The organism is Zhongshania sp. R06B22, from assembly GCF_040892595.1.
GTDB classification, from domain to species: Bacteria; Pseudomonadota; Gammaproteobacteria; order Pseudomonadales; family Spongiibacteraceae; genus Spongiibacter; species Spongiibacter arctica.
Map to the genome: position 1 here is coordinate 2926580 of NZ_JBFRYB010000001.1, position 23966 is coordinate 2950545.

Genomic DNA, 23966 nt, shown 5'->3' on the forward strand with positions numbered 1-23966 from the left:
CAACTTATACGCAGCGAGATACCCATGACGTCATCACTCAAGGCTTTAAACAACATCCACCATGCGGCATACCGCTGCCGCGATGCTGAGCAAACACGCTGGTTTTACGAGGATATCTTGGGGCTAAAACTGGCCGCAGCTTTTGAAGAAGATATTGATTTTGGTGAAAATCTTGGCCGCAATCGCAATTTTTTGCACATCTTCTTTGAAATGGGTGACGGCAGCTACCTCGCCTTTTTTGATGAACCCGGTATATCCAAAGAAGAAAATTTCGCCCGCAAAGACAGCTTCGACATGCATCTGGCACTAGAGGCCGACAGCATGGAAGACCTACTTGCCTGGCATAAACACATTAACGAAGCTGGCAAAACCTGTCTTGGTCCCGTTGATCACGGCTTTGTACATTCGGTATATATGTATGACCCCAACGGCATACAGGTAGAAATCACCTGCCGAGCGAACGACCCATCAATTATGCAACAGCACACCGACGACGCTCGCAGCTCTTTAAGCGCGTGGACACAGAAAACTCGCCCGCTGAAAGAAGATACTTTCGGCGCTGCAAAGATTGATAAGCGAGGACGTTAATCAAATACTGAACGTTCGGGCCCTGGGGATCGTACCGCATCAATCCGACCGTTCAGAGCAGGCGCTTATTGCCGGCGGCGGCTATTCGCCGCATACGCCGAGTAAGACAGCGCCAACGCTATGCAGATACCCGCAGGAATAAATAGAGCATTGAATCCAAGCATACTGAAAATATAGGCCCCAAAAGCCCCACCAGAAATAAAGCCCGTGATGATAATTAGAAACAACAATGCCTTTCTTTTATCGAAAGACCCGCCCCTAAACTTTTCACCCAGCATAATACCTAAGTCGGTGAATATACCGGTGACATGGGTGGTGCGCAGAACCGCTCCACTATAAGTGGTCGCAAGGGCATTCTGTAAACCACAGGCCGCAGACGCCAAATAATGGCCGAGATAAGAATCTCTCGTTAAAAAATAAACCGAGCAAAAAAGAAATATCGCCTCTAAGGTCAGTAAACTGCTGTAATTGCGTCCTAACTTTAATGCCCCGCCACGCAAGAAATAACCTGATATTGCCGCGCCAATAAGAAAGCTAAACAAAACCGCAATCAAATGAAAAAAATCAGCAAAGTCGGTATTAACAATGCCCGTGCCCAATAGGGTGGCGGTTCCGGAGAGGTGGGAAATGGATTGGTGCTTAAAGCCTAATAGACCGACTGCGTTCACAAATCCGGCCACTAGGGCGAGAATAAATGAGCCGTATTCTACCCAGCGAGGTAATTTTGAAATCACATAAATCCTTTAACCTAGCAGTGCTAGCAAACGCATTGAACAGCCAGTATAAGTGCAAAGCCATACCGCTCGGGTTTTGCCAATACAAAAATAAGGACAGAGACACCAAGCCGATCTTATAACAAGTATCTACTTAGACCGGCGGCACAACAACAATGGGGCCCCAGCCTTTATGTAGCACCTGTTTAAGCTGTTTTAGCTGGGTTCCACCAATGCGATTAGCAAGCTCATTCTCGATGCCGACAATCGCTTTCTCAGCATCCTGCCTAATTTTATCGGCGCTGGCGCTGAACTGGACAATTTTTGCGCGGCGATCTGCTGGGTCCGGCACCAGCTCTAGCAGACCATCATCGCGCATACCCTGCAGTAACTGATGAATCGCCTGTCTGCTTACGCCCAAATTACGCGCCAAGGAAGCGGGACGATTTATACCTACCGTGACGCTTATCATGATCATAGACTTGGTGCGGTTCATACGCTCCCAGCCAGCGGCTTCGAGACTGGCCTGCAAGCTCTCGTCCATCCAGAACAAAGCGTAAGCCAATGTGCCAATCAAAAAGTCCTGATGTTCCGCTATTTTTTTCATTCTTTATCCAAATAGGTACTGCGCTCAAAAACCGCTCTGTTCGCCCCCGCTAGAATAGGGCAATTATGCTTACGCTCAATGTTGGCAAGCTATTGTATGCGCTATAGCTACCAAACACCTAGCTTAGCAGCACTCACTTTAGTAAAGATAATTGACATATTATCTCGGAATTGCTCTACTGCCACCCATACTTTTTCTATGCGTAAACAGCGAGTATCGTCATGACCAATAAGAAAAAAGCCTACGAGCGCGTACCCTATTTAATTTTCTACCAAGACAAAAGTCCATTCAAAGAAACCTACGGCGGGCCCATGGATTTTGGTGCGCTGAAGTCGCATCTGCTGCGTCCTGCAGAACCCAAAACAAACAATGTTATTGTGTTTATGCACCCAGTCGGGGGCGGCGAATACCTGCCGATGATTACCGAGCTGGCCAAAGCTGGCTACCCTGTTATTTACTGCCAAAGCCGCTATCCCGGCAATGACACTGCGTTGATTATGGAAAAGGTCGTTATTGACCTTGGCAACTGCATTCGTCACGCCAAAGAAAAGTTTGGTTTCGACAAGGTCATTTTAGCGGGTTGGAGTGGCGGTGGTTCGCTGTCGATGTTTTATCAAAGTCAGGCCGAAAACCCAAGCATCACAGCAACACCTGCCGGTGACGCTGTTGATCTGACTATTCAAGACCTTATTCCCGCCGACGGCATTATGATGCTGGCTGCACACGTCAGTCGCACGCATACTTTAACTGAATGGATGGACGCCTCGGTTCTAGATGAACAAGACCCCAGTCAGCGCGATCCAGAGCTGGATCTTTACAATCCCGAGAACCCCAATCAAGCACCCTATTCAGCTGAGTTTCTAGCACGCTACCGCGCCGCGCAAATTGCCCGCAATCGCAAAATCACCGCCTGGGTTAAAGACAAACTAACGAGTTTAAAAGACAGCGGCCGCCCCAACGATGAATTCGCCTTTGTGGTTCATGGCACCATGGCAGATCCGCGCTGGCTAGACCCCACCATCGATGCCAATGAGCGCAAGCCGCGCTGGTGTTACTTAGGCGACCCTGAAGTCGTTAACAACGGACCCGTGGGCTTAGCTCGTTTCTGCACGCTGCGCAGTTGGCTGTCGCAATGGAGCTATGACGACTCCAATGCTGATGGCCTGCGTTGTGCGCAAAACATCACGGTACCGGCCTTGGTTGTAGGCAACGGCGCCGACGATGCCTGCACACCCAGCCACACCACGCGGATCTTTGATGCGATTGCTCATAACAACAAAGAAATGCACGAAATCAAAGGTGCTACCCACTACTACTTTGGCCAGCCGGAACAATTAAATGAAGCAATTCAATTGTGCGGCGACTGGATGCAACGCCAGGGCTTGGTATAAAACCTAGCCGCTAACACTGGCTTGTTGGCGCTTATTTTTAGGCTCCGGAATATCGATACTCTGGACTGATAAGCGCCGCGCTTTCCCGTTTAATAGCGGCCACTCGATTTCATTACCCTTTTGCAGCCCCAGCAAAGCGCAGCCTACTGGTGACAATACCGAGATTTTTAGTGCGCTCACATTAGCCTGCCAAGGCATCACTAAAGCTAGGCGGGTTTGCGCTTGAGAATCTAAATCAACAAAGGTCACCAAAGAATCTACGCACACAAAGTCATTGGCGAAGTCGCCATCTGCAATAATATCTGCGCGATCTAACTCCGACTGCAAATCTTGCGCAGCCTCAGAGCGATTGCGACGAACAAACTCGCTTAACAATTGGTAGTCAGACTCTTTTACAAAAATAGGGATATGCGATAAGTCCTGCATAATTTTCTCCATGGCGAAGCCTGGCGATACTGATGAATATATCGGCCAGTGTTTAATAGTGAAATGATCAGATTGGGAGTATTGCAGGCGACTGGGTAAACCCAATCGCCCTATGAGAGGAAGACAGCAAAAATCCCAGCGCAGACCGCGCCGAAATTAAAAACTTCAAGTCCATAAAAAAATGAGGTATTCATAAACCCGAGACTAGCAGCTTTGAAAAACTTAGCAAGCCAGCGAGCTATCAAATATAGGCTGAACAATGAAATCTTAGTTTGCGTAAAGAGTGACAATGGCAAGCGCTAAAAAACACACCCGAACAAAACGCCAGGCCTCATCTGGACATTCGGTATCTATGATCTTATTTGCTAAGCCCTACGCCCGCCGCTCCGCGCAGACTGGCAAAAATATCACCGCTAAGCCACCAAGTATTTAATGGCCGCAGCAGGATTTTTGCGCGCCGGCTGCTAGACTCAAAGTACCACTAGGAGCTGCGCATCATGATTGATATACGTGATAAGGACCAGAGTGCCGAAATTATTCTACGTCCAAATTGTTCCGCCAGCTGGAATCAGAATCGGCGCATTATCGTTGCCGTGATGGCAGTGAACACCATGTTTAGCGGAGGCTTTATCGCTATTGGCGCGTGGATGGTTCTACCCTTTATGGGAATCGAACTGCTAATGATGTGGCTAGTACTGAGCCGAGTATTTCAAAATCTGCAAATACAGCAAATTGTGAATCTCACCTCGCAAACTCTAAGTATTGATGTCGGCCACCAGCACCGCGAACAGCGCTGGCAGTGGCCAAGAGACGGGAGCTGCGTGCTCGTTTCGGTTCGCCCTCACCCCTGGGACCCACTGCAAATTAGCCTTAGCCACCGCGGCGAACAGGTATCGATAGGCGGATTTTTAAATAAAGGTGACAGCCAGCAACTGCTGAGTGAGCTGCGTCGACACTTACCTGTCAGGCATTACTGCCCAGAGATTATTATCAGCATTTGATCGACTCTGCGTCGCGGGGTTTAGGGCTCGAGCAGCAGCGACAGCTCCCCTAACTCAGCATAAGACACATAGTAACGCCCGGCCTCTAAGGGCTGTATAGGCCCAATAGCACCGGTTAATAACCACTGATCAGGATAAATAATCCAGCCCTGTTCAATACGCTCATTAATTAAATTCAGTAGCATTTGCCACTGCCCGCCAATTAATGAATCACTTTGGGCGGCAAATAAGGGTAAATCGTTTAAATACAATCCCACTGTTACAGCTTCAACGTCGATGCTCCCAATCGCCACCGGCGTGCCAACCACAAAGCTGTGAGCCGCAACATTTGCGCGAACAATGTCAAAAACCGTAGGTGCGCCCGAAGCTTTAAAGCCGATGTCAGGCAACTCGACGGCGGGCGCCACTACATCTACCAATTTCTTCAAGTTCATCACATCCGCGACACGGTGCTTTAAAGGCCGCTTAAGACGGAAGGCCAATTCCACCTCAAGCATTCCCTTTTTAAAACTCGACAAATTGATAGGCTGAACCGAATCTAAACCGGCACCGGGCAACAGCACCCCCATGATTGGGCGATCACTGCGAAATTTCTTTTGCGAGCCTAGCGAGGTGAGACCAGCCTTAAATCCCTCGGGTAGTCGACCGCCGAGTTTTTTATCGAGACTTAATTTTTGTGATTGATAAGCGCCCTGCCATCGCAGCGCGTTTAACGATTCAGGGGATAGAGCCTCATCTGTTTCTGCAACACTTGTGGAAGCAAGGCTCAGCAAACCGAGTACAAAGAAGAAATTTAAAACCACGCGCCGCATATTCAAGACCACCAGAAACCAAATCACTTGTTTTTCAAACCCGCTTTAACATTAATCAGAAAGGTAGTACTCAACCGTCGAAACAACTCGAACCTTTTTAATGTGCGGGTTATTTTTGTCGCGATCACTAATCGAAAATTGTCCCTGGGAAGCGCGTTTAATCTTGCCCAACACACTCTCCGAATCGCCAGCGAACTTCTCGGCAACGGCGCGCGCTTGGCGAGTAGCTTCCTCAATCATCGACGGTTTAACTTGATTGAGTTTGGTAAAAATATACTCAGTCTGAGCCTGATAATTATTACCGTTGAAGGCGATACCTTTTTTACCCAGATCAGATAACTGGCGACTTACTTCTCGCACTTTGTCGATATTTTCAGAATACACCGTCACCGTCTGCTCAGCGGTATAGCGAAAGGGAGAACCGACATTATTGCCGTACTGTTGCGCTGATTTATCAGTAATTGCGGGCGCGGAAACAGATATTTCATCGCTGGAAAAGCCCTTATCTAGTAAAAAGGCTTTTATCGTGACGATACGTTCATCTATTAACACATAGAGCTTTGGCAGGTCATTACTCGCCTCGGTGAACTGCAGCGGCCAAATAGCGATATCCGCGACAAACTCACGTTCAGATAAGCCTTTTACCGTCACACTGCGTTCAAACTGCCGATATTGCGTAACCGCAGTCCCTAGCAATAGGCCCAGCACTGCAAGCCCCAACACCAGTGACACACCCAATATCAGCGCATTCGCCGTTGAGTTCTTAGAACTAGTCATAGCGCCTTTTCCTATTCATTATGTAATATCGGCCATCGTTTGGTCGCTTATTTTTTAAACGACTTTGGCAAATACGCCCAGCGTTAATGAGCGCAAATCTTCTGGCGCAAGCTCTAATTCTAAGCCTCGACGACCAGCACTGATATAGACGGTAGAGAACTGCAACGCAGACTCATCAATTACCGTCGCTAATAATTTCTTCTGTCCCAAGGGGCTAACGCCACCGAGTACATAGCCAGTACTTCTCTCTACATCTATCTGAAGGGCCATCGCCGCTTTTTTCGCGCCCAGCGCTTTAGCGGCCTGCTTCATATTTAGTTGCTCGGAAACAGGTAATACCGCGACAGCCAAGGCCTTAGCATCCAAAGTAATTACAAGCGTTTTAAACACCTGTTGCGGGTCGACTCCCAGCTTCTCTGCCGCTTCCAGTCCATAGGATGCACTGACAGGGTCGTGCACATATTCATGGACGAGGTGGGCAAGCTTCTGCTTTCTTACTAAATTTATCGCTGGCGTCATACGTTCTCCGACAGCCTCTCCCAGGCCACTGCAATTGACCGTCACAGGCCGCTCTAGTTCCCGCAGAGCCGGGCACGCGAATATAAGCAAGCTAGTCCTATACGGATAAGCCCAAAGGCTGAAAAAGTAGCTATACATTGATTAGAGCAAGAATTTCAGCCTAGGCAATTAACAATTAAGCTGATTATAGATCGATGCACCAGCCTGTATGACCCCACTACAGCCCCAATAGCGCCTTCATTCAGCACTATTAACGGTATGCGTAGCAGAAACAAGTGTCAGTCATATATGGCTCGGGGAGCTGGCGTGCTAAAATTGCGCGCTTTCCCATTCCCACCGCAACCCGCAAGGTATATACAGCTATGACGACGACAGAGACAAGAAAACGGGTTGGATTCGTGAGTTTGGGATGCCCAAAAGCATTAGTTGATTCTGAGCGCATTCTCACCCAATTACGCATCGACGGCTACGATATTGTGCCAAACTATGACGATGCCGACGTTGTGGTCGTGAATACCTGTGGCTTTATTGATAGCGCAAAGCAAGAGTCGCTTGACGCCATTGGTGAGGCTTTGAAAGAAAACGGCAAGGTAATCGTGACCGGCTGCATGGGCGATGACGCAAAAATTCGTGCCGTTCACCCCAATGTTCTGGCCGTGAGCGGTCCCGCCGCCTACGAAGAAGTCGTCGGCGCAGTGCACGAATGGGCGCCAGCCAACAAGCAGCACGACCCCTTTATTGACCTAGTCCCCCCGCAGGGCGTTAAATTAACACCAAGACACTACGCCTATTTGAAAATATCCGAAGGCTGCAATCATCGCTGCAGCTTCTGCATTATCCCCTCGATGCGGGGCGATTTAGTCAGCCGTCCGATTGGCAGCGTATTAGAAGAAGCAAAACGCTTGGTCAACGCCGGTGTTCGCGAAATTTTAGTGGTGTCACAAGACACTAGCGCCTATGGCTTAGACACCAAGTACAAACTCGATTTTTGGGATGGCCGTCCGATTAAAACCCGGATGCTAGAGTTGTGTGAAGCGCTGGGGGAAATGGGCGTGTGGGTGCGCCTGCACTATGTTTACCCCTATCCGCATGTCGACAATGTCATTCCTTTAATGGCTGAGGGCAAAATTCTGCCCTATTTAGACATTCCCTTTCAGCACGCCAGTCACAAAATATTAAAGGCGATGAAACGCCCTGCTCACCAAGAAAAAACCTTGGAGCGTATTAAAAAATGGCGTGAGATCTGCCCAGATTTAGTCATTCGCTCAACCTTTATTGTGGGCTTCCCCGGCGAGACTGAAGAAGACTTTCAAATATTGCTGGACTGGTTGCAAGAAGCACAGCTTGATCGTGTCGGCTGTTTTGAATACTCACCGGTAGAGGGCGCAACCGCCAACGAGCTTGAGGATCAAGTGCCCGCTGAGGTTAAAACTGAACGTTGGCAGCGCTTTATGGTGGTCGCCCAAGAAATTTCGGCCAAGCGTCTGCGCGCCAAGATTGGTAGCCAGCAAGAAATTTTAATCGACTCCGTCGATGAAGAAGGCGCCATTGGTCGCAGCGTCGCCGATGCCCCCGAAATTGACGGCAAGGTTTACTTAGACGGATTCACCGACGTAAAACCCGGTGACGCCTTGGTCGTCAATATCATTGACTCCGACGACTACGATCTCTGGGCTGAACCCGCTTAATGAACCTGCTGCTACTGCAGCCTGAAGATTTAGGCACGCACTCTGACGATATTAATCGTGTCACGCTGAGCGACTGGCGCGCTCAACATATTCGAGAGGTGTTGCGCGCATCAAGCGGCGACACCCTAAAAGTAGGCCTTCTTAATGGGCTTATTGGTACCGCTACTATCACGGCAATCAGCAATGACAAGGTGAGTCTTGAGTTTGAGCTGCATAAGCCGCCGCCGCCAAAACTGCCGCTCACACTGTTACTGGCACTGCCCCGCCCCAAAATGGCAAGACGGATAATTCGCGCCGCCACAGAATTGGGCGCCGCCGAGATCATTCTGCTCAATAGCTACCGCGTCGATAAAAGTTATTGGCAGAGCCCCTTGGTCAGCGACGAGACACTCCATAAAGCCATGTTGGAAGGCCTTGAGCAGGCGGGTGATACCCACTTGCCAATATTGCAAAGAGCCACTCGCTTTAAGCCCTTTGTTGAAGACCAATTGCCAAACCTATTAAAAAATAAAATAGGTTTATTAGCACACCCCTATGCCGACCAAGGACCACCGCATTCAGTAAGCCAAGCTTGCCTGCTCGCCATTGGCCCTGAAGGCGGCTTCATTCCCTATGAATGCGAGAAGCTCATCGCCGCGGGACTGCAAAGCTTTAGTCTTGGCCCCCGCATTCTCAAAACCGAAACAGCGGTTTCGACTCTAATTGGCCGACTGTTTTTATAGAACGCCCTTAGCCTAGAGCGCGCTCCAGAAAATCCAAACGGTCTTGACCAAAGAACATCTCATCATCAAGAAAGCAGGTTGGAGCACCAAACACATGACGAGATATCGCCTCATTGGTAATTGCTTTCAAACGTTCTTTGACCGCATCGTCGTCACATAGCGCAAGCACCTCAGCAGGATCAAAGCCGGCCTCAGACAAAACCGCGCTAACCACAGCAGGGTCGGCCATATTCTTTTCATTTACCCACAGCGCGGTAAAGATCGCGCTTAAGTAGTCGTGGAATTTCGGCGTGTCTAGATACCCCACTGCGCCACGCATCAACATCAAAGTATTAACCGGAAAATACGGATTAAAATTCATGGCTACGCCGCAGCGGGTAGCGACGCGCTGCAAATCAAGCAGCATATAACGTGCCTTGGCAGGAATTGCCGCGGGAGATTGATTGCCTGTCGCCTTGAACACCCCGCCAAGCAACATTGGCTTATACACTATCTCCGCATTGTGCCTACCAGCCAAGCTCGGTAACTGCGTCCACGCCAAGTAACTTGCCGGACTACCCACATCAAAATAGAACTCTATCAATTTACTCATTATGTTAACTCTCTCAAAACGTTTCCATCCAAGGACGTAGGTCAAACTCATGGGTCCAGCAATCTCGTGCCTGGCAATGAATTTGCCAATACTGCTCGGCAATATGTTCAGGATCTATAATCCCACCCTCGGATTTGGTCGCGTATTTATCGGGGAAGATCTCGCGTATGAATGCAGTATCAATAGCACCGTCAATAATAGAATGTGCAACATGAATACCCTGTGGGCCAAGTTCACGAGCCATACTTTGCGCCAAGGCGCGCAGCGCAAACTTGGCACTCGCAAAGGCGCTAAAGCCACTAGCGCCGCGCAGAGACGCGGTTGCACCAGTGAAAATAATCGTGCCTTTGTTCCTTGGCAACATCGCCTTGGCCGCCTCGCGACCTGTCAAAAAACCCGCGAACGCTGACATTTCCCAGACCTTTCTATAGACCTGTGCGGTGGTCTCGATAATGGGAAAGTAGACATTGCCACCGATATTGAAAACCACCACCTCAACACAGCCAATATCGCGCTCTATACCCTTAAAGAGATCGACCATCGCGTCTTCCTGCCGGGCGTCACACGCCATAGCGTGAGCGACACCACCTTCAGATTCGATATCTTTAAGTAATGCTTGCAAGGCATCTGCATTTCTTCGGGTGGCAACGACCGTAAAGCCTTCACGGGCAAACCGTCTAGCAGTCGCACCGCCGGTGGCATCACCCGCACCTATCACCACAGCAACCGGAGCTGAATTTCTGATTATTGTCATACATCCCCATAAGGACTATTTTAAAATAGCCCTAAAACATAAGTTCCTTTTTGGAACTTGTCAATTTATTCTAGACTATTCATTAAATAGGAATTGGATTGCGCTATGCGATGGGAAGACCTTGACCAAGAGCCATGTTCGCTTGCGCGCACCCTTGCCGTGGTGGGCGATCGCTGGACATTATTGATACTCAGAGATTGCTTTTTAGGCGTCAGGCGCTTTGACGTCTTTGAAAAGCGGCTTGGCATTACCCGTCACATCCTTGCTGACAGGCTCAAGAAATTGCTCAGCTATGGGGTGCTCTATAAATCACCCTATCAAGAGCGACCTTTACGCGAAGAGTACCGTCTAAGCGAAAAAGGACTGGAATTGCACTCGGTTATTCTCGGCTTAGTAAGCTGGGGAGACCGATACATGAGCGATGAACGGGGTGCGCCAATAGTGCACGTCCACAAATCCTGCGGTCATCAAATACACCCCATCACCAGCTGCCCTGAATGCGGTGAAGCCATTACCGCCAAGGATATAACACTAGAGTTGGGGACGAACTGGGATAACAGCCTAGGGGAGCTGCTTCCCACCAGAAACACTTAAGTACTTGCAGGCGAGGTCGCCGAGCGACTATGAAGTAGTTTGATGATATCTCGCCAACTGACAATACCTACTGGAAAGCCATGTCCATCTATCACTGGCACGCAAGAAATCTTATGCTTAATAAACAATTCCATTACGTCATCAACGCTTTGGTCCTCACGAACACAAATGGGATGCCGCGACATCACTTGATGCACGCGTTTATTCAAGGCAGCTGCCTCAGCCTCCGTCGCCACAGGCAGCTCAGCCCTAGGACCGATGGACCTGAAAAAATCCCGATCAGAAACAATACCGACAAATTCTTTGCCATCTACGACCAAAAGATGATGTAACTTTTGCTCCCTGAACATGCGGCTAACTTTGCTTAGCCTGTCATCCGCCATAATGGTAACGACCGGCTTACTCATAACAGCATCTGCCCTGATTGCCACTGTCATACCTCGCCATCCCCCATATTAAATTTAGTATCCGACACCTCACCCGCCAGCCGCATTTTCACCATCATATTGTTCTCGGAGTCGGCATTTTTCAAGGCAACCTCTCTAGTAATCAAGCCTTGCTTATAAAGTGAGAATAGAGCGTGATCAAAGGTTGCCATACCCATGTTCTGGCTCTTCTCCATGGTGTCCTTAATCAAATCGATCTCACCGGTCTCGATCAGCTCCGAGATATAGGGTGATTGTAATAGCACCTCTACAGCGGGAATTCGAAGTTCGCTAACGCCAGCTACCAGCCGCATGGCAACGACCGCCTTTAAGTTTAAGGACAAATCCATAAACAATTGCTTGTGCGCAGTATCCGGAAAAAAGTTCACAACCCTATTAAGCGCTTGGTCAGCATTATTTGCGTGTAAGGTTGCCAAACATAAATGCCCCGTTTCCGCATAGGCAATGGCATGCTGCATGGTCTGTTGATCACGAATTTCCCCGATCATAATCACATCAGGAGCCTCGCGCATGGCATTAGAGAGCGCGGATATAAAGGACATCGTATCCAGCCCGACTTCCCGCTGGTCGACTACAGAGCGCTTGTGAGTATGAAGAAACTCAATAGGATCCTCGATACACAATATATGACCAGGGGTGTGTTGATTCCTATAATCTATCATCGATGCCAGAGTAGTAGATTTTCCCGATCCGGCGGATCCCACCACCAGAATTAAGCCTCTATTTAAGCCCACCAACTCTTTTAATACCGGTGGTAAGTTAAGGGATTCAAGACTGGGAATCGTGCTGTGAATGTAACGCACTACCATCGACACTTCGCCGCGCTGGCGATAAAAGTTAAATCTAAAACGGCCTATTGCATCAAAACCAAGGGCGAGATTCAGCTCCATGGTTTTCTCAAATGTCCTCTTTTGATCATCATTTAAAATTGAGTATGCCAGCTCCTTAACTTGGTTTGGCGCAAACGCGACTTGACCAACCGGGTGACACAGGCCTTCAATCTTTATTGTGGGTAACGCACCGGTGCTAAAGAAAAAATCCGAGGCATTTTTGCTAACCATAAGTTCAAGATAGGAAATGAGATTACCCACGTTAGCAACTCCTTAGATTGGATGGATAGTAGCGATTATTAGGCATCGGACTGTTTAGCCTCCAACTCATTGTAGTAGCAATCTCTAACTTGCAAGTACACATAAGCCAACCCTCGCTGACTATCGACCACGCACTCCTGACTCCTTTTGGAGCTAGCGATGCCAAAACTCGACCACCCAGCTTCCGAAAACACTGCGCAATAAGCATAGGGAGGAATTCTTGTCGTGTTTTATCGATAATGTCGCTGGGCGGCTTAGCAACAAAAAAGCAAGAAGCACAGTTATAGCCGACGATATTTCCTTCTAGATCAACGACCCAAATTAATTCCAATATCACCTTGTAAACTATCGAAAAATCGCTCTCTTGCGTGCAAATATATTCCTTCACAGCGCTAACATGCATAGCACTCACCCCTGAGATCCTACTTCCTTATCATAAACCTAGCCTTAACAGACGGCCTCGTACATCAGTACATACCATTACTCAGCGTTTCATTATTGAGAAATAGGTTTGCCCGCGCTACTAACTACCGTGATAAGTGATTTCGCGCAATACATCGTGTACAAAAAGTGTAGTAGCTAAAAAGTGGTATACAAATTTAGTGGCTTCAAAAGAAACGAATACTGTGCAATGGTCCTCTAGGTACAGCAAACAAAGGTAATCAGGCACGTGCACTCTGGGCTTGAGTGGCTAGGATGTAGAAAGCCATTACAAAGAAAGGTGGTATTGAATGGCCTCTGCGCCCTAAAATGCCTAAATCCTAACAAAAACATACAATACGACTATTTGCCCCCTGCTCTGCCACGTGCCGAGCCGCGGCAACACCATAGGATCAACAATGGCTTTTACCGATAAGAATGCTGAACCCTACAGCGGTGAACACTTAGTTCGCTATATAAAAAAGGCTATGCGGGTTTCGCCACCGAATTCTAAAATCCGGAATGTTGCTTATAAGATAATCAAGCGCATGTTTCAGCCGGAACTGATTAATGTAGAAAACATTCCGTCTCAGCCTTGCTTGTTCGTTGCAAACCACGCCATGTACGCGGTTGACGGCCCTATTATCGGACTGCCAATGTTAGCTGAGCAAGGCCGTTTTCTGCGTCCGCTCAGCGATAAATTTATGTGGAATTCGGTTAACGAGAAGTTACTGTTAGACCAAGGGGCGGTCATTGGCCATCCCGAGGTATGCTCCGCCCTAATGGAAAAAGGCAGTGACTTGCTGGTGTTTCCAGGTGGCGCTCACGAGGCCACCAAATCAGCTGACAAAAAATACCAACTGCTGTGGAAGGAGCGTTACGGCTTTATAAAGCTCGCCGCTAAACATGGCTACACCATTGTACCAACGGCGATTGTTGGTCCAGAAGATTTTTACAAACACATGATAGAAGGTGAGGATTTACCACAGACTCTAGTTGGCCGCACGCTAACGCGGCTCGGCATTATTAATGAAAACACCCGTACAGACTTGATAGGACCTATTCCTATGGGCTTGTTCGGCACCCTTATTCCCAAACCCCAAAAATGCTATCTACAGTTTGGAGAGCCATTAGATTTAAGCCAGTACAAGGGTGAAGTCCTGAGCAAAGCTACGATGGTTGATTTACGTGCGCAAGTCGCAACTAGTATCAATACAATGGTTGAGTCGCTTTTACTGCTCCAGGATGAGGAAAAACCTAACAAAGGACGCCTTCGTCGCCTACTGACACGATAAGGTTTAAAAACTGCGACTGCGGACAGTAATACTTTGCTGCAAAATGCGATTTTTTAAAAACCAAGCACATAGCAAAAAGCTTTCGACCGCGAGATCGAAAGCTTTCACACATCCAAAACTAGACTTTATTGTACCGATCAACATTAAAATATTGTCGGCTCAGTCCCTCTACCTTGTCGTCTAGGCCGCTTATTTAAAGCTAAGTTAGCCGGCAAATGTCGTCAATCTTTGCCGCGACTTATACGATACCAAACGCCAGCATGGCATCGGCAACTTTTTTAAAGCCCGCAATATTTGCCCCTTTGGCGTAGTCAACATAGCCATCAGCGAGAACACCGTGTGACCGGCAACGCTCATGGATATCCTTCATTATATCCCGTAAAAGCTCGTGCAATTTAACTTCGTCCCACGACATGCGCGCGCTGTTTTGACTCATCTCTAAGCCAGACACAGCGACTCCACCGGCGTTGGCAGCTTTGGCCGGACCGAAGCCAATGCGCGCCTCACGAAAAGTATGCACAGCCTCTGTGGTGCAGGGCATATTGGCGCCCTCGGCAACGAGCATGACACCATTATTAATCAGCGCTATAGCGTCGTCCTGGCCGATTTCGTTTTGGGTGGCGCAAGGTAGCGCAATGTCACAGGGAATATGCCAAGGCTTTTCTGCTTGATGAAAGCTCGCCTCAGGGAATTGTTCTACGTATTCGGCAATGCTACCTTGATGTTTTAATTTGTGTTCTTTTAACCAATGAATTTTGTTCTGATCAAATCCCTCTGGGTCGTGGATGAATCCACTGGAATCTGACAGCGTAATTACCTTGGCACCAAGGCCAATGGCTTTCTCAGCCGCATGCAGAGCAACATTACCCGCGCCGGACACGCAAACCGTTTTATTTGTAAACGAATCGCCGCGGTGCTCAAGCATATTTTCAACAAAATAAATCAGCCCGTAACCCGTCGCTTCAGTACGGACGAGGCTCCCCCCCCAACTTAAACCTTTACCCGTCAGCACCCCGACATAGCGGTTAGTGATCCGTTTGTACTGCCCAAACATATATCCAATCTCTTTAGCACCAACGCCAATATCACCAGCTGGTACATCGGTGACCTCGCCAACGTGGCGATAAAGTTCGGTCATGAAGGATTGGCAAAAGCGCATTATTTCATTATCGGATTTACCCTTAGGATTAAAGTCACTCCCTCCCTTACCACCACCCATTGGCAATCCGGTGAGGCTATTCTTAAAGGTTTGCTCAAAAGCGAGAAATTTCAAAATACTTTGATTTACGCTTTTGTGAAATCGGAGGCCGCCTTTATAGGGACCAATCGCGTTGCTATTCTGAACCCGGTAGCCGCGCTGAACGCGAACATTGCCAAGATCATCCTGCCAACATACCCGAAACGAAATCACCCGGTCGGGTTCCGCTAGGCGACGTAGGATTTGCGCTTCATGGTATACCGCTTTGTCTTGAATAAACTCAAAGATGTCGCTCGCAACATCATGCACCGCCTGATGAAACTCTAGTTCGCCGGGGTTGCGGCGTTTAACACCGTCCATAAATTGTTCTAGGTCGACATGCGATTCAGTCATAAGGCGCTACCATCGTTTGGCTTAAGTTACCGGAAGGAAGAAAGAGCTTATACCCAATTCTCAGTAAATACTGCTAAGTTCGCGCTAGAAAATAGCCTTAGCAGAACTTCAAACGCGAAATACTGAAAGCGAGCCTAATCTGCGCCGTTTGAGCCGCTGAATGGCCCATAACTAACGCAAACTCTCATTCAATTTATCCAGTACTTTCTGCCCCGGGCAGAGCTCTGCAGCTCCCAAATCGCGCAGCGGAGTTTTGCTGGTGCCCAAGATTTCATGCAGGTCTTGAGAGTCTTCATCCATAAACAATAAGCCGGTAAGAATTTGATCTTTTGCTTTATAGTCTTTAATCAACCGCAAGGCAGAGCGGCGGCTGTTTAAATTTAGTTCGGGGTCGGCTTTGTGAAGGTGTACCACCGAGCCATCATGCAAGGTAACTTCTTTAGATTGGCCCTGTTCATACTCGGTTGAAATCTCGTGTTTAAAGGGGACATAGTCAACTGTGCCGGTGGCCGCTAGATGATCGCGAACATGCTCATAACCCTTGGTAGATTTAGGGTTGTTATTAAAGGTCACGCAGGGCGAGATCACATCGATAAAAGCGAATCCACGATGGCTAATAGCCGCCTTAATGAGCGGCACCAACTGATCTCTGTCACCAGAGAAACTTCGCGCCACAAACGTTGCGCCGAGTTGTAGGGCAATACTCGCTAAGTCGATAGGCTCAAAGGGGTTGGGTTCACCTTTTTTACTCGCGGAACCAATATCGGCGGTCGCAGAATCTTGGCCCTTGGTTAAGCCGTAGCAGCCATTATTCTCGACCACATACATCATATTTAAATTGCGACGCACAACATGGGTAAACTGCCCCATGCCGATTGAGGCGGTATCGCCATCCCCAGACACACCCACATAAATCAGGTCACGATTGGCGAGATTAGCCCCCGTTGCCACCGACGGCATACGCCCATGCACAGAGTTAAAGCCGTGGGAGTTACCCAGAAAGTAGGTTGGTGTTTTCGACGAGCAGCCAATACCTGATAGCTTGGCCACTTTGTGGGGGGCAATAGATAACTCAAAACAGGCTTGCACAATAGCGGCGCTAATCGAGTCATGGCCACAACCCGCGCAAAGGGTTGATATCGCCCCTTCGTAGTCTTTGCGGGTAAAACCAAGATCATTGCGTGGCAGTTCGGGATGCCGAAATGCAGGACGAATATAAGTCATTAAACAGACTCCTTAGCAATTTTTTTCTTATGCAGCGGCCGCACATTATCGCCCCGCAAAACCATGGTAATTTCCTCGTAGATCTTACGCGCGGAAATGGGCGTGCCGTTGTAATTTAAAATCGAAATTAAATCTCTTGGCGACACCAAGCATTCGTTTACCAGCAGCGTTCGCATCTGTGCATCTCGGTTTTGGTCTACCACAAACACCGTGTCGTGCTGTTCAATAAAGGCGTCGACAGATTTATGGAAGGGAAAGCCCCTTACACGCAGGGTATCAACCGCAATTCCTTGGGCGGCAAGGGAGTCCACCGCTTCTAGGGTGGCATTGCGACTGGTGCCAAAATGAATAACACCCACTTTGGCGCCGCCCTTTGCCGCTTCAATCAGCTCAGGCGTGGGAACAAGGTTTTTCGCGGTGTCCCATTTTTTTAGCAGACGCTGCATATTTTTTTCGTAGGCATCACCGTCTTCGGTGTACACCGCGTATTCATCTCGCGAGGTGCCACGGGTAAAAAAGGCGCCCTTATTGGGGTGGGTGCCGGGGTAAGTACGGTAGGGAATGCCGTCGTCATCAATATCAAGATAGCGACCAAAGCGCTCGCTCATCGCCTCCAGCTGCTGTTCGTTAAATACCTTTCCGCGCTGATATTCACGCTTATCGTCCCATACCAGCGGTGGGGACATCGTGTCGTTCATGCCAAGATCAAGATCGCTTAACATAATGACCGGCGTTTGCAGGGTTTCAGCTAAATCGAAGGCCTCAGCTGTCATCTCAAAGCATTCTCGCGGCGTCGCGGGGAATAGCAGGACGTGCTTGGTGTCACCGTGTGAGGCATAGGCGCAGGCGAGCACATCAGACTGCTGGGTACGGGTCGGCATACCCGTCGATGGGCCTGCGCGCTGGACATCGATGAGAACCGTGGGAATTTCAGCAAAATAAGCTAGCCCCAAAAATTCACTCATCAAGGAAATACCTGGGCCGCTGGTTGCGGTAAAGGCCCGGGCGCCATTCCAGCTCGCACCAATCACCATTCCGATTGCGGCTAATTCGTCTTCAGCCTGCACAATGGCATAATTTTTATTGCCGCTGCCGGGATCAATGCGCAGGCGCTTACAGTATTTATCGAAACCATCTACCACCGATGTCGAGGGGGTAATGGGATACCATGCCGCCACCGTAGCACCGCCGTAAATGGCACCGAGCGAGGCGGCGGTATTACCGTCAATCAAGATCTGATCACCCACCGCGTCGCGGCGTTCAACACGAATACCAATTGGGCATTGGTAGTGTTCGGCGGCATAGTGATAGCCAATTTCCAAGGCCCGCACATTGGGCGTTATCAATTTTTCTTTGCCGCGGAATTGATCCGATACCAATCCAGTTAATACATCGAATTCAATATCAAGCAAGGCCGACAGGGCGCCGACATAAATAATATTTCTAAACAGTTGCTGCTGCCGCGCATCACTGTATTCGCGCTGACATAAGTCTTTTAAGGGTACGCCAATGAAGTGGATATCGCTGCGCATTAAACGCAAATCTAGGGGTTTGCTGGAATCATATAAAAAGTAACCACCGGGCTCCACTTCTTGGATGTCTTTCGCCATGCTTTGTGGATTCATGCATACCATCATATCCACGCCGCCGCGCCGGCCGAGATAGCCCTTTTCATTCACCCGCACTTCATACCAAGTTGGCAAACCCTGGATATTTGACGGGAAAATATTCTTAGGACTTATTGGCAATCCCATACGGAATAAGGACTTTGCAAACATATTGTTAGCACTAGCCGAGCCAGTGCCATTTACATTGGCAAATTTAATAACGAAATCGTTTACTGCTTCGATGCGTTTCATATCAGCCGCACTGCCCCGCTTTAGTCACCGAGTAATAGAATTTCTGCATATCCCACGCCGCCGTTGGGCAGCGCTCCGCGCATAATCCACAATGCAAACACACATTCTCGTCTTTAATCATGGCGCGACCGGTGCGTAAATCCTCAGACACATAGATGTCCTGCTCGGTATTATTCGCGGGCATTTTTAATGTCTGGCGAACTTGGTCTTCTTCCCCGCTGTTAACAACAATACTTAGGCAATCGGTGGGGCAAATGTCGACACAGGCGTCACATTCAATACACAATTCTTCTGAGAACACGGTTTGAGCATCGCAATTGAGACAACGCTGCGCCTCCTGAAATGCGGTGGCCGCATCAAAGCCCAACTCCACTTCCAACTTTCGATTACTGAGGCTGTCTTCCAGCTCCGCTTGAGGAACGTGATAGCGAACATCATTGGCGACTTCGCTGTCGTAGCTCCACTCGTGGATCCCCATCTTTTGACTCACTAGGGTCACCCCTGGCGGTGGCCGTTTAGCGACTGACTCTCCCTGACAATGCAAGTCTATTGAGATCGCCGCTTGGTGGCCGTGCGCTACCGCGGTAATCACATTCTGCGGTCCAAAAGCGGAATCGCCGCCAAAGAACACCTTGGGATTGCTGGACTGAAAACTGACCTCATCAACCACCGGCATATCCCACTTACCAAACTCAACGCCAACATCACGCTCAATCCAGGGAAAGGAATTCTCTTGGCCAATGGCAACGAGTACGTCATCGCATGGCACAATGACTGGCTCTTCTCCGGTCGAGACCAAGCGACGTTTACCGTCCTCATACACAGCCTTCACACGGTCAAAGCGCATCGCCACCAAGCGACCCTCTTCGACAATAAATTCCTGTGGCACATGGTTATCCATAATCGGAATGCCCTCATGCGCGGCGTCTTCTTTTTCCCATGGTGAGGCTTTCATCTCAGCGAAAGGGCTGCGAACAATCACTTTGACTTCATCGCCACCCATTCGCCGCGCGGTTCGGCAGCAATCCATAGCAGTATTACCACCACCGAGAACAATGACTTTTCTTCCGATGCTTTCAAGGTGTTCAAAGGCCACGCTAGATAGCCAATCTATGCCGATATGAATATTGGCCTTTGCCGCCTGCCGGCCCGGCAAGTCTAGATCTCGGCCACGCGGTGCACCACTGCCGATAAAGACAGCATCATAATTTTTGTCTAAGACCGCTTTAAGGCTGTCCACATAATGATTGAAATGGGTGATTACGCCCATATCGAGAATAAGGTTCACCTCTTCATTTAAGACTTCTTCGGGCAGTCGGAATGCGGGTATCTGGCTGCGCATAAAACCGCCACCGGCGCGCTGATCGTCATACAGGTCAACGCTATAGCCCAATGGCATCAAGTCTCTTGCTACAGTTAATGACGCCGGCCCAGCACCAATAAGCGCAATGCGTTTACCATTTTTTTGCTTGGGAATAATTGGCATGCGATTAGTGATATCGCCTTTATTATCGGCTGCGACGCGCTTAAGCCGACAAATCGCGACCGGCTCATCATCTATTCGGCCGCGCCGACAGGCCGGCTCGCAGGGCCGATCACAGGTGCGACCGAGCACCCCGGGGAACACATTCGACTCCCAGTTGATCATATAAGCATCGGTGTAACGCTGAGCGGCAATTAAACGGATATATTCTGGAACCGGCGTATGAGCCGGACAGGCATACTGGCAGTCGACCACCTTGTGAAAATACTCGGGGTCTCGGGTGTTAGTGGCTTTCAATGCGCCCCCTCAAAATTATTATTAGCGAGTTGGGTTGCAGGTGTCGGTATTCCTAACGGGGCCGACACCCCTAAAACCTAATGATTACAACACAGTAATAACATAAATTCATTAGAAAAATGGCGTCATATTAATGAGCCTCTCCGCACCTCACTTCTATTCACTCGGTGCCATAAGCGCTGATCACATCACGCCATACGAAGCCTTTAAGACCGCCTTGGCGCAGCCACTTAAAATTAAAGACAACTCTATGTGAGGGGGATCGTCCGGTAATTTCTGCGGTCTGTGCTAGGGTAGGCTATAAATAGTTATCCAGCCCAAGGAGTTTGTAATGCAATCTACTGACCATCTGCGCGCAACACTCAATGTTGACGGCAGCGATTACCACTATTTTGACCTAAACAAACTCGGTGATGATCGCCTCATCAATCTGCCAAAATCATTAAAGATACTACTGGAAAATCAGCTCCGTCATTTTGACGGCGATTCAGTAAACTCAGACATCATTGTTGCTTTCTCGCGCTGGTTAGATCAGCCCACTGGCGGTGAAGATCTCAATTTCTCTCCCGCCCGCGTGTTAATGCAAGACTTTACCGGAGTACCCGCTATTGTCGATTTAGCCGCTATGCGTGACGCGGTCGCTAAACGCGGCGGCGATGTTTCCGCCATCAATCCACAGATCCCAGTTCATTTGGTTATCGACCACTCCGTCACGGTAGATCAATTTGGCTCACCCCAGGCCTTTGGCGAGAATGTAGCCAATGAAATGGCCCGCAACGACGAGCGCTATCGCTTTTTAAAATGGGGTCAATCCGCTTTCAAGAACTTTAGCGTTGTACCGCCAGGCACCGGTATATGCCATCAGGTTAATTTGGAATACTTAGCCCAGGTGGTGTGGAGTAGTGACGGTGTAGCCTATCCAGATACGGTATTAGGTACTGACAGCCACACTCCAATGGTTAATGGCTTAGGCGTGCTGGGCTGGGGCGTTGGCGGCATTGAAGCCGAAGCGGCCCTACTCGGCCAGCCCTACTCGATGATGCTGCCGGAGGTAATTGGTTTTGAATTAAACGGCAAATTAAATGACGGCGTCACCGCAACAGATTTGGTATTAACCGTGGTGCAGATTTTGCGCAGAGAGGGCGTAGTCGGTAAATTTGTTGAGTTTTACGGTGACGGTCTGGCTGAATTGAGCGTGGCCGATCGTGCCACCATTGCCAATATGGCCCCCGAATATGGCGCGACCTGCGGCTACTTCCCTGTGGACGAAGCCACCCTAGCTTATATGGAATTAACCGGACGCAGCAGCGAGAACATCGCGCTTACCGAAGCCTACTGCAAAGCCCAGGGCCTATGGCGGCATGCCGGCGACCAGCCGACGTTTACGCGCACCGTGTCATTGGATTTGAATACCGTAGAGCCCAGTCTCGCCGGGCCAAGCCGCCCGCAAGATCGGGTTGCGCTTGGCGATTTAGGCGAGGCGATGCGCGACTTTCTCAAAGCCAGCAAACGCGATCTACGTGAAAGCGTCGCAATTCCTGACATGGACTTAAAGTTACATCACGGCGACGTGGTGATTGCCGCTATTACCAGCTGTACAAACACCTCCAACCCCGACGTCATGATTGCCGCAGGGCTCGTTGCCCGCAAAGCTCGCGAACGCGGTTTACGCGTTAAGCCTTGGGTTAAGACCTCATTAGCGCCAGGATCAAAAGTAGTCAGCAAGTACTTAAGCGACAGCGGCCTACAAGAGGATTTAGACTCACTAGGCTTCGACTTAGTTGGCTATGGCTGTACAACCTGCATTGGCAATTCTGGCCCCCTACCAGACCCCATCGCCGCCGCCATCGACAGCAAGGATATGGTTGTATCAGCGCTATTGTCAGGCAACCGCAATTTCGAAGGCCGTATCCATCCGCAAGTAAAAGCGAGCTGGCTGGCATCGCCCCCGCTTGTTGTTGCCTATGCGCTCGCCGGCAGCACCCTGTTGAATCTGCGCGACGACGCTATCGGTAAAGACCAAGAAGGTAAGCCGGTTTATCTAAAAGACTTATGGCCGAGCAACCAGGAGATTCACGATATCCGCAAAATCGTCAGCGGCGACATGTTTAAAGATGCTTACCAGGATGTCTATAAGGGTACCGCTGAATGGCAGGCCATAAATATTGCCAGCACCGAAACCTACCAGTGGCAGGAAGACTCTAGCTATATTCGCTTGCCCACCTTCTTTGACACTCCCACAGTATCGGGCGAAGAGTTCCCGACCTTGCGCGGCGCCCGAATTCTTGGCTTGTTTGGTGACACCATCACCACCGACCATATTTCACCCGCAGGTAAAATTGCCCTAGACAGTCCGGCCAGCCATTATTTGCAAAGCAATGGCGTTTCGCCGGCGGAGTTTAACTCCTATGGTTCCCGGCGCGGCAATCATGAAGTGATGCTCCGCGGCACATTCGCCAATACTCGACTGCACAATAAACTCGTAGACCGTGAAGGCGGTTACACCTTATCGCCAGATGGTAAAAATGTTATCTCTATTTACAAAGCGGCCATGAAATACCAAGAGAGCAATACGCCGTTAGTTATCATCGCCGGCAAGCAATACGGCACTGGCTCGAGTCGAGACTGGGCTGCAAAAGGCACCTTATTACTGGGTATAAAAGCCGTGATTGCCGAAAGCTTCGAGCGAATTCACCGTTCCAACCTCATCGGTATGGGTGTAATGCCAATAGAGTTCGACAAGCAAATACCGCAGGAAATGCTAGATTTACAAGGCGACGAGGGCGTTGATATCATCTCCTGTGACCCTGTCTTGGCGCCAAAGCAAAAAGTCAGAATCATCTTGTCGCGCAGCGATGGCAGTCGCCATGAAGTACTGGGTCGGCTGCGGATAGACACCAAGGAGGAAATGGCCTATTTCCGTCACGGCGGTATTCTGCAATATGTTTTAGCGGAGCTGGGTAAATAATGCCATTACCTAACTCTGCGGCGCTATTTGATTGGTTTTTATCCAGATTCGCGATTATATTAGCGCCAGTAGAGCTTGTTTGGCACCAGCGCATCCAAACTACTCAAT

Annotated in this window: 22 protein-coding genes; 8 read left to right on the forward strand and 14 right to left on the reverse strand. The window is 49.3% G+C overall.

Going from position 1 to position 23966, the window contains the following annotated elements; translation table 11 throughout:
* The first annotated feature begins 24 nt into the window (after positions 1–24).
* Complete coding sequence (locus AB4875_RS13355; RefSeq protein WP_368376548.1) at positions 25–588, forward strand: VOC family protein; 564 nt, start codon at positions 25–27, stop codon at positions 586–588.
* A 65-nt stretch (positions 589–653) separates the two neighbouring features.
* On the opposite strand, the gene AB4875_RS13360 is transcribed toward AB4875_RS13355, so the two are convergent.
* Complete coding sequence (locus tag AB4875_RS13360; protein ID WP_368376549.1) at positions 654–1322, reverse strand: YoaK family protein; 669 nt, start codon at positions 1320–1322, stop codon at positions 654–656.
* Between the two features lie 133 nt (positions 1323–1455).
* On the reverse strand, positions 1456–1908 hold the full coding sequence (locus AB4875_RS13365; RefSeq protein ID WP_368376550.1) for a MarR family winged helix-turn-helix transcriptional regulator: 453 nt from the start codon (positions 1906–1908) through the stop codon (positions 1456–1458).
* Between the two features lie 221 nt (positions 1909–2129).
* Here AB4875_RS13365 and AB4875_RS13370 point away from each other — a divergent pair, with 221 nt between their 5' ends.
* Positions 2130–3299 (forward strand): alpha/beta hydrolase, encoded by a 1170-nt coding sequence (locus AB4875_RS13370; protein ID WP_368376551.1) that lies wholly within the window; start codon positions 2130–2132, stop codon positions 3297–3299.
* A 3-nt stretch (positions 3300–3302) separates the two neighbouring features.
* On the opposite strand, the gene AB4875_RS13375 is transcribed toward AB4875_RS13370, so the two are convergent.
* The gene (locus tag AB4875_RS13375) at positions 3303–3725 is read right to left on the reverse strand and encodes a GreA/GreB family elongation factor (RefSeq protein WP_368376552.1); all 423 of its coding nucleotides are present in this window, start codon (positions 3723–3725) and stop codon (positions 3303–3305) included.
* A gap of 497 nt (positions 3726–4222) precedes the next feature.
* Between AB4875_RS13375 and AB4875_RS13380 the strand changes: the two genes are divergently transcribed.
* Positions 4223–4726 carry a DUF2244 domain-containing protein gene (locus AB4875_RS13380; RefSeq protein WP_368376553.1) on the forward strand — a complete coding sequence of 168 codons (504 nt, stop codon included), beginning with the start codon at positions 4223–4225 and terminating at the stop codon, positions 4724–4726.
* 20 nt (positions 4727–4746) lie between these two features.
* On the opposite strand, the gene AB4875_RS13385 is transcribed toward AB4875_RS13380, so the two are convergent.
* The 3 genes from AB4875_RS13385 to ybaK are packed head-to-tail and all read right to left on the reverse strand — an operon-like array spanning position 4747 to position 6834.
* Positions 4747–5565 (reverse strand): hypothetical protein, encoded by an 819-nt coding sequence (locus AB4875_RS13385; RefSeq protein WP_368376554.1) that lies wholly within the window; start codon positions 5563–5565, stop codon positions 4747–4749.
* A gap of 24 nt (positions 5566–5589) precedes the next feature.
* The gene (locus AB4875_RS13390; protein ID WP_368376555.1) at positions 5590–6315 is read right to left on the reverse strand and encodes an SIMPL domain-containing protein; all 726 of its coding nucleotides are present in this window, start codon (positions 6313–6315) and stop codon (positions 5590–5592) included.
* A 54-nt stretch (positions 6316–6369) separates the two neighbouring features.
* Positions 6370–6834: a Cys-tRNA(Pro) deacylase gene (gene ybaK, locus AB4875_RS13395; protein ID WP_368376556.1), complete on the reverse strand. Its 465-nt coding sequence runs from the start codon at positions 6832–6834 to the stop codon at positions 6370–6372.
* A gap of 362 nt (positions 6835–7196) precedes the next feature.
* On the opposite strand from ybaK, the gene rimO reads away from it, so the two are divergent.
* Both rimO and AB4875_RS13405 read left to right on the forward strand, forming a co-directional pair.
* Positions 7197–8522, forward strand: coding sequence for a 30S ribosomal protein S12 methylthiotransferase RimO (rimO, locus tag AB4875_RS13400; RefSeq protein ID WP_368376557.1), 1326 nt, complete (start codon positions 7197–7199; stop codon positions 8520–8522).
* A complete protein-coding gene (locus AB4875_RS13405) occupies positions 8522–9244 on the forward strand; it encodes a 16S rRNA (uracil(1498)-N(3))-methyltransferase (RefSeq protein ID WP_368376558.1) in 723 nt (240 codons plus the stop codon). Before rimO ends, AB4875_RS13405 begins: the two co-directional genes overlap by 1 nt.
* 7 nt (positions 9245–9251) lie before the next feature.
* Here AB4875_RS13405 and AB4875_RS13410 read toward each other — a convergent pair whose 3' ends face one another.
* Positions 9252–9836, reverse strand: coding sequence for a 2-hydroxychromene-2-carboxylate isomerase (locus AB4875_RS13410; protein ID WP_368376559.1), 585 nt, complete (start codon positions 9834–9836; stop codon positions 9252–9254).
* A gap of 13 nt (positions 9837–9849) precedes the next feature.
* A complete protein-coding gene (locus AB4875_RS13415) occupies positions 9850–10590 on the reverse strand; it encodes an SDR family oxidoreductase (protein WP_368376560.1) in 741 nt (246 codons plus the stop codon).
* 105 nt (positions 10591–10695) lie between these two features.
* Between AB4875_RS13415 and AB4875_RS13420 the strand changes: the two genes are divergently transcribed.
* Complete coding sequence (locus tag AB4875_RS13420; RefSeq protein ID WP_368376561.1) at positions 10696–11184, forward strand: winged helix-turn-helix transcriptional regulator; 489 nt, start codon at positions 10696–10698, stop codon at positions 11182–11184.
* Here the strand turns inward: AB4875_RS13420 and AB4875_RS13425 are convergent.
* On the reverse strand, positions 11181–11621 hold the full coding sequence (locus tag AB4875_RS13425; RefSeq protein WP_368376562.1) for a CBS domain-containing protein: 441 nt from the start codon (positions 11619–11621) through the stop codon (positions 11181–11183). The two genes, AB4875_RS13420 and AB4875_RS13425, sit on opposite strands and share 4 nt — an antisense overlap.
* Positions 11618–12721, reverse strand: a complete 1104-nt coding sequence (locus AB4875_RS13430) for a PilT/PilU family type 4a pilus ATPase (protein ID WP_368376563.1) — start codon at positions 12719–12721, stop codon at positions 11618–11620. Before AB4875_RS13430 ends, AB4875_RS13425 begins: the two co-directional genes overlap by 4 nt.
* Positions 12722–13560: 839 nt before the next feature.
* Between AB4875_RS13430 and AB4875_RS13435 the strand changes: the two genes are divergently transcribed.
* Positions 13561–14436, forward strand: coding sequence for a lysophospholipid acyltransferase family protein (locus AB4875_RS13435; RefSeq protein WP_368376564.1), 876 nt, complete (start codon positions 13561–13563; stop codon positions 14434–14436).
* 238 nt (positions 14437–14674) lie between these two features.
* On the opposite strand, the gene gdhA is transcribed toward AB4875_RS13435, so the two are convergent.
* The 4 genes from gdhA to AB4875_RS13455 all read right to left on the reverse strand — a co-directional run bounded on the left by gdhA (position 14675) and on the right by AB4875_RS13455 (position 20890).
* A complete protein-coding gene (gene gdhA, locus AB4875_RS13440; RefSeq protein ID WP_368376565.1) occupies positions 14675–16027 on the reverse strand; it encodes an NADP-specific glutamate dehydrogenase in 1353 nt (450 codons plus the stop codon).
* A 171-nt stretch (positions 16028–16198) separates the two neighbouring features.
* Positions 16199–17251: a 2-oxoacid:ferredoxin oxidoreductase subunit beta gene (locus AB4875_RS13445; RefSeq protein WP_368376566.1), complete on the reverse strand. Its 1053-nt coding sequence runs from the start codon at positions 17249–17251 to the stop codon at positions 16199–16201.
* Positions 17251–19110 carry a 2-oxoacid:acceptor oxidoreductase subunit alpha gene (locus AB4875_RS13450; RefSeq protein WP_368376567.1) on the reverse strand — a complete coding sequence of 620 codons (1860 nt, stop codon included), beginning with the start codon at positions 19108–19110 and terminating at the stop codon, positions 17251–17253. The genes AB4875_RS13445 and AB4875_RS13450 overlap by 1 nt, the downstream gene beginning before the upstream one ends.
* Position 19111: 1 nt before the next feature.
* Entirely contained in the window at positions 19112–20890 is a 1779-nt protein-coding gene (locus tag AB4875_RS13455) for an FAD-dependent oxidoreductase (protein ID WP_368376568.1), read from the reverse strand.
* A gap of 331 nt (positions 20891–21221) precedes the next feature.
* Between AB4875_RS13455 and acnA the strand changes: the two genes are divergently transcribed.
* Positions 21222–23858 (forward strand): aconitate hydratase AcnA, encoded by a 2637-nt coding sequence (gene acnA, locus AB4875_RS13460; RefSeq protein WP_368376569.1) that lies wholly within the window; start codon positions 21222–21224, stop codon positions 23856–23858.
* Positions 23859–23966: the final 108 nt, after the last annotated feature.

Bases quoted from the DNA above. Each gene is read 5' to 3' on its own strand.
- AB4875_RS13355 (WP_368376548.1), top strand. From the start codon at position 25: ATGACGTCATCACTCAAGGCTTTAAACAACATCCACCATGCGGCATAC.
- AB4875_RS13365 (WP_368376550.1), bottom strand. From the start codon at position 1,908: ATGAAAAAAATAGCGGAACATCAGGACTTTTTGATTGGCACATTGGCT.
- AB4875_RS13370 (WP_368376551.1), top strand. From the start codon at position 2,130: ATGACCAATAAGAAAAAAGCCTACGAGCGCGTACCCTATTTAATTTTC.
- AB4875_RS13375 (WP_368376552.1), bottom strand. From the start codon at position 3,725: ATGCAGGACTTATCGCATATCCCTATTTTTGTAAAAGAGTCTGACTAC.
- AB4875_RS13380 (WP_368376553.1), top strand. From the start codon at position 4,223: ATGATTGATATACGTGATAAGGACCAGAGTGCCGAAATTATTCTACGT.
- AB4875_RS13390 (WP_368376555.1), bottom strand. From the start codon at position 6,315: ATGACTAGTTCTAAGAACTCAACGGCGAATGCGCTGATATTGGGTGTG.
- ybaK (WP_368376556.1), bottom strand. From the start codon at position 6,834: ATGACGCCAGCGATAAATTTAGTAAGAAAGCAGAAGCTTGCCCACCTC.
- rimO (WP_368376557.1), top strand. From the start codon at position 7,197: ATGACGACGACAGAGACAAGAAAACGGGTTGGATTCGTGAGTTTGGGA.
- AB4875_RS13405 (WP_368376558.1), top strand. From the start codon at position 8,522: ATGAACCTGCTGCTACTGCAGCCTGAAGATTTAGGCACGCACTCTGAC.
- AB4875_RS13410 (WP_368376559.1), bottom strand. From the start codon at position 9,836: ATGAGTAAATTGATAGAGTTCTATTTTGATGTGGGTAGTCCGGCAAGT.
- AB4875_RS13415 (WP_368376560.1), bottom strand. From the start codon at position 10,590: ATGACAATAATCAGAAATTCAGCTCCGGTTGCTGTGGTGATAGGTGCG.
- AB4875_RS13420 (WP_368376561.1), top strand. From the start codon at position 10,696: ATGCGATGGGAAGACCTTGACCAAGAGCCATGTTCGCTTGCGCGCACC.
- AB4875_RS13425 (WP_368376562.1), bottom strand. From the start codon at position 11,621: ATGACAGTGGCAATCAGGGCAGATGCTGTTATGAGTAAGCCGGTCGTT.
- AB4875_RS13435 (WP_368376564.1), top strand. From the start codon at position 13,561: ATGGCTTTTACCGATAAGAATGCTGAACCCTACAGCGGTGAACACTTA.
- gdhA (WP_368376565.1), bottom strand. From the start codon at position 16,027: ATGACTGAATCGCATGTCGACCTAGAACAATTTATGGACGGTGTTAAA.
- AB4875_RS13445 (WP_368376566.1), bottom strand. From the start codon at position 17,251: ATGACTTATATTCGTCCTGCATTTCGGCATCCCGAACTGCCACGCAAT.
- AB4875_RS13450 (WP_368376567.1), bottom strand. From the start codon at position 19,110: ATGAAACGCATCGAAGCAGTAAACGATTTCGTTATTAAATTTGCCAAT.
- acnA (WP_368376569.1), top strand. From the start codon at position 21,222: ATGCAATCTACTGACCATCTGCGCGCAACACTCAATGTTGACGGCAGC.